Raw genomic sequence first — 7,459 nt, 5'->3', positions numbered from 1 at the left:
GAATCGATCAATGCAGTTGTTTTCTTTCGAGGTGTCGTCATTAGTAAGAAAGCTACCCGTTCCTTAGCCGGTATTGCTGGAATTGTCGCCGTTGCCACCTTAATCAGTAAGGTTTTTGGTTTAGTCCGCGAACAGGTAATCACCGCTGCTTACGGTGTTGGGCCAGTGGTAAACGCCTACGCTTTTGCCTACGTTATCCCCGGTTTTCTGTTAATTCTCCTCGGTGGTATTAACGGCCCCTTTCACAGCGCTTTGGTCAGTGTTTTGGCCAAAAGAGATAAATCCGAGTCCGCGCCGATTGTCGAGACTATTACCACCCTAGTCAGTGGGATTTTATTAGCTGTCACCTTCTTTTTAACAGTTCATATTTATCCCCCAATGTGAAAATTGGCCGTCTTTGTAGGCAAGGGTAAAACTGGATAAATAATCTTGACCGTCTAAATCGAGATTAAAGGCAGAAAAGCAGACGTACAGACTACGTTTATCAACGGCGACAGAGCGACTAAAAATTTTACTGAGAGTATTGGCAGTCAGTCCAGTTTGTTGGCTAAGAATGTCTAAGGTGCAGCGAGTGTTTTGTTTTATTTCCCAATTCACTTTAGCACGGTGCAGTTTTTGGTAGCCGATGGAGGTTAGGATTACGCCGCGCTGGCGAGAGGATTTACCCTTTGACTGTTCCATAAGTTGTCTCATCAACATAGAGATTAGCAGAATTTTCCATTATGGTAATCAGTGGGAATACAAAAAATTACTTTTTTTACAATATTTAAAGTTTGCGCTAGGAGTCAGGATTTTAACTAGGTGAGATCACCGATGATTCTCCTTGAACAGTTATTATGTACTTAACCTATGGGAGTCTATCGTTATTTAGCGATTGAATGATGCGATCGCCGTTATGCTTCATCAATTTCCCATAGATTGTGATTAATCCCATACGGCATTTTCATAATGATTTAAAATGTGATAATCTTTGGTTAGCAAAATATGGTTATCTACTGAAGCGTTACTAATAATTAAGCGCTCAAAGGGATCACGAGTCCAGTTAATAATGACAGACTGATTAATAATTAAATTAAAATCTTTTTTACATACCTTTAAATCAAGGCAACTTACTAATTCTAGAACAATGTCGTCTAATTTTTCAGTAATTCGCCCAATTTCGTATAAATATTGTAACTCTAGCCTTACTATCGGCGAAATATAGAGTTAATTCTCGTTAATTAGATGTTTGGCGCAATCGCTTAATTTAGCAGTTAGTCCTGCATAAAGCCAGACAACAATATGAGTATCAAGGTAAATCAAGGTTTGTCTCCTGTTCCCAACTGATTTGTACAAGATCATCGGGATCGCCAATAATGGCTTGAGGACGATAAATTAATTTTTGTAATTTATCTACGGTTTCAACGGGACTAATGATTAATCGTTTGCCGTTGCGCTCAATTTCTAGGGGTTTTCCTGTGTTGAGAATTTCATCGAGCAGTTGGTCTAGGTTATTTTGTAATTTACTTGAGGTGACGCTTTTCATTGCTGGTCAAGGGAGTAGGGAGTTTTGGGGACGGGAGATATTCGATATTATAGCGATCGCCGTTATGCTTGATAAATTTCCTGACGATGCCCGATTTTGTGGAGATAAATAATGAAATACTGCTCTAAGCAATCAAATTCTAAGTAAGATTATTAAAATTAGAATCTTGGAACAAAATCCGAAAGTTCTCTTGGGTGAAGTGTTTGTCATGGGTTAAGACTTCTATAACGCCTCTTTGTTTCATTACAATCATAGAGATGCAATCTGTGAGGCTATAGCCTTTATCTAGACGGTTGGCATAAAGTTCTACACCTGATTGAATTAAATAGGAATCAACGCTAATAATTTGCAGATTTGGAGAGGTTCGGATTTGGCGATAGAAATTGACGACACCTTGTTTCATGGGTTGATCAAATTTGGCAAAAAAGTTGAGATATTCCACCAAGACTAAATCGGTTGTAATTAAAGAATAATCTTGAATTAACGTACTAAAAGCTCGCACTTGTCTATGCCATTGATCTTTAGCATGAATCAAGGCAACCCAATAAAATGTGTCGGCGAAGAGGGTCTGCATTATTCTTGAGGAGAATTGCCATAAAGATAGTAATCCAAGTTGGCCGCCGCATCGGTGGGGATCTGGTCAAAGGATTCTTCAGGGATGGTGGCGATTATTTCATCGGCGATTTCCCAAATCGGTTTGTTAGTTTGCGGGGAAGGGGCGGAAGTTTTACATTCCCAATCTTCTTGATCCACGATAGGACTGACAATATCCCCTAAGGTTTTGCCTTTACCGATTAAATGAGCAGGGGTCGTGCGTTTTACCTGGGTCGAGGGAGATGGTTCTTCTTCAATGATAAGGATGGCGCGGAGGGTCTGTGCTTTGGGTTTTTCCCCTAGCCATTGGATATGATCGCCTTCGATGGTCACGTCATAATGTTTGAGCATGGTTAAGGTTCTCTAACAATTTTCTTAACTAAGTCTATGATATTGCAGTGATAGTCTAGTTTAGTCTGAATTTAAGAGGTTCGGCAGAAAAGAGTCTATATTGTTCTTGAAAGTTAGGGTTAGGCGATCGCGGTTATGCTTCTTTAATTTCCCAACGATGCCTAATTCTAATGATCTCGGTTATTCTTCTTTAATTTTCCGACGATGCCCGATTTTGTGGAGATCAATAATGGGATTCTGTCTGAGTTATCAAAAAAGAATAGTTAGACCTTCTTGGGTAAAATGTTTATCATGGGTGAGTATTTCATAAATTCCCATTTGTTTCATCACCATCATTGAAATGCAGTCGGTAAGGCTATAGCCTTTATCTAGACGATTGGCATAAAGTTATATTCCTAGCTTTCTTAGTTCTTGATGGTAAGAAATTAGTTGAATGCTGGGATCATCAAGAATACTGTGATAAAGTTCTACGGCCTTACCGCGCATAATGTCGCCTTGTTTGGAGAAATGAGCAAAAATTTCATCAACAATACCGTCTGTCATCACTAGCGATACATGAGGGTTAGATTGGCTCCATTCGATGACTCTGAGATGCCAAGTGTCTCTAGGACTAAGCAACGCTATCCAGTAAAAGGTATCGGCAAAAATTATTTTCATTCTTTACGTTTTGGTGTGCCATAAAGATAATGATCGTGTTGTTCGGCTCCGTCGGTGGGGAGTTGAGCGATAATTTCTGGCGGAACATCAGCCATAATTTCCTGAGCGATTTGCCAGATGGGTTTACGAGTTTCAGGATATTTTTCTGAGCGTACCGACAAGAGGAAGTCGAGAACTTCTTGTAGGAGTGGCTCGGAGCTTTTTTCGATTTCCTGTAGGAGTTGTTCTTTGGCTGTCATGGCTGGTTTGGGATGGGGGAATACTCGATATTTATAGAATATTATAGAGATTTATCGGGCGATCGCTGATTGTATCGCGGTTTCTCCATCAATTCCTTCGCCTCTTCAAGAAAGTCCCCTTTTTTAAGGCTTCGGCCGTGAGCTCAGGCTTCGACGGTGAGCTCAGCCGAACCGCCGAACGGGGGATTTAGGGGGATCAAACTCGATTGCCCATTGTTGATAGCGATCGCGTTTACTGAGTAATTGCAAAGCTTCGGCAATGATTTCATCTGGATTGGCATAACGCCCTGTATTTAAGTAGGTAGGCGTTAAAAGTTGTCAGACACCCCCCTTATCAAGGGGGGCAGGGGGGATCCCCCCGCCTATCGGCACCCCCCTGATCAAGGGGGGATCAAGGGGGGATTAAAGGCAAAATCCATTTTTAATTTAATTATAACCAGCTACTTAGTTTCGCTTCGATCAGCTTTTGGTGTTCGGGTTTTAAGGTTAATTTCAGGGTCGTTAAGGCTTGGCTTTTTTTCATTATCGGTTTATCGCTATGGAATCATCCCAGGGTTGCGGAGGCAAGAGGTTTTTCTCGTTTCTGCGGTGGGGTGGGTTTCTGGTCTGTGGAGATGGCTAAGGTGGGATGCTGGCATTGCTGTTTTTGGGGTCTTGGGTATGAATCAAAAGTTTTGGGTTGGAGAGTGGGAAGATTGTCAGGATGTTCTGACAAGGCTTGGGCTTAAGTTGGTAAAGTTGGGGATTTTTCCCAAGTTAAGGATTTTTGCGGGAGGATGGAGGGGCTGGAAGTTAGGCGGGGTAAGGACTTGGGGAATTTTACTAACTTTTTCCTTAAGTTGGTAAACTTTGGTTGTGTTGGCTGTTGAGATAAGATAAATTGCTCTTTAAGTTCGACTTAATCCTGATAATTTGGGAGAAAAAATCAAAATGGTTGTTGACAGTTCCGTACCCATTGATTATGAGATTATTCAGGCTGGACAGGCTCCAGTCGTGATGATAAGTCTGCTCACAGGCAGTAAATTTGAGGGCGGTCGCTCAGCTGGCATCTTTACTGCCGACGACCTAATCAAAATCTTGCTGTATGTCCGCGCTGCCAGGAAGCTACCGCAGCGCATCGAAGACATCAGCAGCAACAGCACAGGCATTACTGGGCTTGAGCCTGGAGACATCATCGATTTGTCCAAAAAGATCACTGACCATGCTCACCGCTGGACACCAGTCGAGAATCTGGTAAGAGACCAGGCTTCTAAACTCAAATACGCATCGGATGAGATCGTTAATGTTGGTAAAGACGTCACCGATACTATCAACAGTATGGATAATGACATGATTCAGGCGCTAACCGTCGACGACCCGAATGTAAAAATCCCAATTAGTAACAAGGACAATGCAATTCAAAAGACATTGTTAGAAATCATGGCAGATTTAAAGGAACTCTGCCTCGAGCACCAGGAAGAGACGCGCACGGTGCTTACGGCAGTGCGTGACTACAAAACCGAGCTCTCTGGTGGCACCCTATCGGACAACACAACAGTGATGGGTCTTGAGCCATTGCTCTCACGGAAGAAAGAGCTAGCAAAGAAAGCCATGTCGGATACTGAGATCATAAAACTCCAAGGGGATATTGATATCCTTGAAAAAGAGATCAATCAACTGAGGAAAGACTACGACAAGTATGTCGGGCTTGCATTCACTGGTATCCTAGGCGGAATTATTGGTATCGCCATTACAGGCGGCATTTTTGGCGCTAAGGCCGAGGCGGCTCGGAAAACAAAGAACTCAAAGATCGCGGAGCTGGAGAAGATCTCCAAAGATATCAAGAGGAAACAGGAGGTACAGGGCATACTCAATGAGTTTGCAACCCAATTTACAGATATTGAAATGCGTCTCCTAGATGCTGAGCAGTCCCTATCGCACCTCGACTCGATGTGGAGTGATATGGTCGCAAACATTGATGGATCGTTAACCAAATTGGGTAAGGTCAAGGACAGCGATACTTTGAGTAAATTTCTTCGTGATTTTAAAAACATTGTCCGACCGTGGGAGATCGTGGGTGACATGAGCGCCAAGCTTTCGAATGTCTTTGACCAGGCTATAGAGGAGTTCAGAAAAACCTACACTTCCCAGTGAAAGCTCACCTCGATATATTTCCGCGTACAAGCCACGCTTTCCAAACACTTTTCAAACATAGGATAAGGTCATCATGAGCACTATGCAGTTTTCCAATTCTAAAGCTAGTATCCCGAACTTTCAGTCTGTGGCAGATTCTGTCAAAACTATTAAGCGAAGCGTTCCTGCGATCAGCGATGGAGCATATCCCTACCTTACCGATCGCCTTACGCTCGCCGCCGTGGTAGCAGACGACCTTGAGACAAAGATCACCGAGACTCTTGCCTTGCTGCCAGTCTCGTTGGACGCCACGAAGGTAGTCCAAGAGCTTCTACAAGACATTGGTAAGATTGACGAAGCCCAACGCACGGGCCAAATTTCTACTGAGCAAGCTAACACCGAACGGGCACAGTTGCAAGGCGAGCTGAATGATGCAGTCTCATCCCTCCTCACAGACTTTAACAATGCTGCGACTAAGCTTTCTGAGTTTGCCAATCGCCTCTCAAAATTTGGGGAAGAAACCGAGGTGCGACTTAAGGATGCCATAGCCACCGAGACAGCAAACAATGAACGCCTAAAGCAAGACGTTGATCGTGAGTCCGCTCGTCTCAAAACCCTTAAAGAGCGCTATGATAAGCTATGTGCAGCTGTTGATAAAGCGCGGGGTACGCCGACCAAAGATATTGTTGGACTCTTGCCAGATGAAAAGGAACTGTCGAGCCTTCTTGATGCTGGCCTAGGCGATGCCGCTGCTCCAGAGGTTGCAGTCGCGAAGAAGTCAATCGAGCTAGCCATAGGGCAAATTAAGAGTATATTGGCGGTTGTTGACAAGACCATTAAATTCAACCAACTCGCCCAAATGCGCAATGAAGTCAACAAGGCGCTAACGACGCAGCGCACTGTGGTAGACGCCTTTCAACAACGTCTGCAGGCGCAGAACGCGACGCTATCACTGCGAGAAACAATTGGAACGGCGGTAGCGTCCATGACAGCGCTTGCTACGGAAACCACTAAGCTGTCCACAGCATTCTTTAGTTTCGCGACAACACTTCGAGATTTGAACAATCAGGCGGTTACGGAGGATACCTTAATGACAATTATCAACGACATGGAGTTTTATGTAAACCAAGCTCGCAATGAGCGTCACAAAGTCATCCTTTCTTAAATTGTTGTTCCGAACACGATCACCGTTCTTAATTGGGTGCGTTCCACGCACCTTTTACCTTTTCAAAACACTTTAATCTAAATTGCGATGAGCTAACATATCCTGCGTCATTCATTGCCGATACTGTCAGGAATCGTGGCGATCATTATCGTCCTCCAATCAGTCCTTCCTCTGAAGACATTGTAACATCAATCCCTCGCACCCTTAAACCTTTGGCGATCGCCTGAGAAACCCCTTCATCCAGTGCGATCGCTATCTTCTTGTTAATTAAACTTTAAAATTGCGATCATTTTGGTTTTTGAAAGAGAGATCGCTGTGCTAACCTAGTGGACAGAAAGTAATCTACAAGCGATCAGTTGAAGCCATGAGTGAAGCCGTTGTAACACTTCTTAGACAGTTCAAAAAACTTTCAGCTAGAGAAAAATCTGAGTTCCTTTCAGCCAGCCTGAGTCCGACTGGAGACTATGGTGATTGGAGTAATGATGATGCAGTTCTTTTTGCCGCTCAATCGTTTGCTCGTCTAGATGCAGAGGAGGAAGCAGATGGGGAATCCGAAGCCAGTTCGTAGCGAAGTTTGGTTGATTGATTTTGGGATAGCAGCAAAAGTACGCCCCGCTCTTGTTGTGAGTGAACCTTATGGAGATGAGGATCGAGCTTTGATTGGTGTGATTCCTCATAGTTACTAATTCTGTACGCAAATATTGCATCTAGAATTAGCTTTGTACGCTTTGACCCGTACTGGGTTAACTACGAACCTCTCTATCGGATTCCCGCTAAAGGCGGCCTCTCCGACTACCTTTCTTCCAATATTTAAGG

The 7,459-nt window shown here is 43.6% G+C and carries 8 protein-coding genes and 2 pseudogenes; 4 read left to right on the top strand and 6 right to left on the bottom strand.

All coding sequences use genetic code 11. The annotated features are described in order from the left end of the window. A pseudogene (locus tag IM462_RS18300) lies at positions 1 to 363 on the top strand (lipid II flippase MurJ); the annotation flags it as partial. On the opposite strand, the gene IM462_RS18295 reads toward IM462_RS18300, so the two are convergent. The 6 genes and pseudogenes from IM462_RS18295 to IM462_RS18270 form a co-directional block, all read right to left on the bottom strand. After that, complete coding sequence (locus IM462_RS18295) at positions 355 to 681, bottom strand: hypothetical protein (RefSeq protein ID WP_287703959.1); 327 nt, start codon at positions 679 to 681, stop codon at positions 355 to 357. The pseudogene IM462_RS18300 and the gene IM462_RS18295 sit on opposite strands and share 9 nt — an antisense overlap. A 607-nt stretch (positions 682 to 1,288) precedes the next feature. Next, a complete protein-coding gene (locus IM462_RS18290) occupies positions 1,289 to 1,525 on the bottom strand; it encodes a type II toxin-antitoxin system Phd/YefM family antitoxin (protein WP_002769357.1) in 237 nt (78 codons plus the stop codon). 139 nt (positions 1,526 to 1,664) lie between these two features. Beyond that, complete coding sequence (locus tag IM462_RS18285; RefSeq protein WP_287703957.1) at positions 1,665 to 2,099, bottom strand: type II toxin-antitoxin system VapC family toxin; 435 nt, start codon at positions 2,097 to 2,099, stop codon at positions 1,665 to 1,667. Next, positions 2,099 to 2,470, bottom strand: a complete 372-nt coding sequence (locus tag IM462_RS18280; protein WP_287703955.1) for a hypothetical protein — start codon at positions 2,468 to 2,470, stop codon at positions 2,099 to 2,101. Before IM462_RS18280 ends, IM462_RS18285 begins: the two co-directional genes overlap by 1 nt. A 249-nt stretch (positions 2,471 to 2,719) precedes the next feature. Continuing rightward, positions 2,720 to 3,127: pseudogene (locus IM462_RS18275) on the bottom strand (type II toxin-antitoxin system VapC family toxin). Beyond that, on the bottom strand, positions 3,124 to 3,366 hold the full coding sequence (locus IM462_RS18270) for a hypothetical protein (RefSeq protein ID WP_002797536.1): 243 nt from the start codon (positions 3,364 to 3,366) through the stop codon (positions 3,124 to 3,126). Before IM462_RS18270 ends, IM462_RS18275 begins: the two are co-directional and overlap by 4 nt. Positions 3,367 to 4,296: 930 nt before the next feature. On the opposite strand from IM462_RS18270, the gene IM462_RS18265 reads away from it, so the two are divergent. The 3 genes from IM462_RS18265 to IM462_RS18255 all read left to right on the top strand — a co-directional run bounded on the left by IM462_RS18265 (position 4,297) and on the right by IM462_RS18255 (position 7,211). Beyond that, on the top strand, positions 4,297 to 5,499 hold the full coding sequence (locus IM462_RS18265) for an alpha-xenorhabdolysin family binary toxin subunit A (protein WP_287703952.1): 1,203 nt from the start codon (positions 4,297 to 4,299) through the stop codon (positions 5,497 to 5,499). A 73-nt stretch (positions 5,500 to 5,572) separates the two neighbouring features. Further along, on the top strand, positions 5,573 to 6,643 hold the full coding sequence (locus IM462_RS18260; protein ID WP_287703950.1) for an alpha-xenorhabdolysin family binary toxin subunit B: 1,071 nt from the start codon (positions 5,573 to 5,575) through the stop codon (positions 6,641 to 6,643). A 364-nt stretch (positions 6,644 to 7,007) separates the two neighbouring features. Beyond that, positions 7,008 to 7,211, top strand: a complete 204-nt coding sequence (locus IM462_RS18255; protein WP_002797544.1) for a hypothetical protein — start codon at positions 7,008 to 7,010, stop codon at positions 7,209 to 7,211. Positions 7,212 to 7,459: the final 248 nt, after the last annotated feature.

Origin of the sequence: Microcystis sp. M144S2, assembly GCF_020246065.1 — a bacterium.
Classification (GTDB): domain Bacteria; phylum Cyanobacteriota; class Cyanobacteriia; order Cyanobacteriales; family Microcystaceae; genus Microcystis; species Microcystis ichthyoblabe_A.
This window is presented reverse-complemented; position numbering and strand designations above follow the sequence as displayed.

Coding starts and splice junctions, on each gene's coding strand:
- IM462_RS18295 (WP_287703959.1), bottom strand. CDS start 681: ATGGAACAGTCAAAGGGTAAATCCTCTCGCCAGCGCGGCGTAATCCTA.
- IM462_RS18290 (WP_002769357.1), bottom strand. CDS start 1,525: ATGAAAAGCGTCACCTCAAGTAAATTACAAAATAACCTAGACCAACTG.
- IM462_RS18285 (WP_287703957.1), bottom strand. CDS start 2,099: ATGCAGACCCTCTTCGCCGACACATTTTATTGGGTTGCCTTGATTCAT.
- IM462_RS18280 (WP_287703955.1), bottom strand. CDS start 2,470: ATGCTCAAACATTATGACGTGACCATCGAAGGCGATCATATCCAATGG.
- IM462_RS18270 (WP_002797536.1), bottom strand. CDS start 3,366: ATGACAGCCAAAGAACAACTCCTACAGGAAATCGAAAAAAGCTCCGAG.
- IM462_RS18265 (WP_287703952.1), top strand. CDS start 4,297: ATGGTTGTTGACAGTTCCGTACCCATTGATTATGAGATTATTCAGGCT.
- IM462_RS18260 (WP_287703950.1), top strand. CDS start 5,573: ATGAGCACTATGCAGTTTTCCAATTCTAAAGCTAGTATCCCGAACTTT.
- IM462_RS18255 (WP_002797544.1), top strand. CDS start 7,008: ATGAGTGAAGCCGTTGTAACACTTCTTAGACAGTTCAAAAAACTTTCA.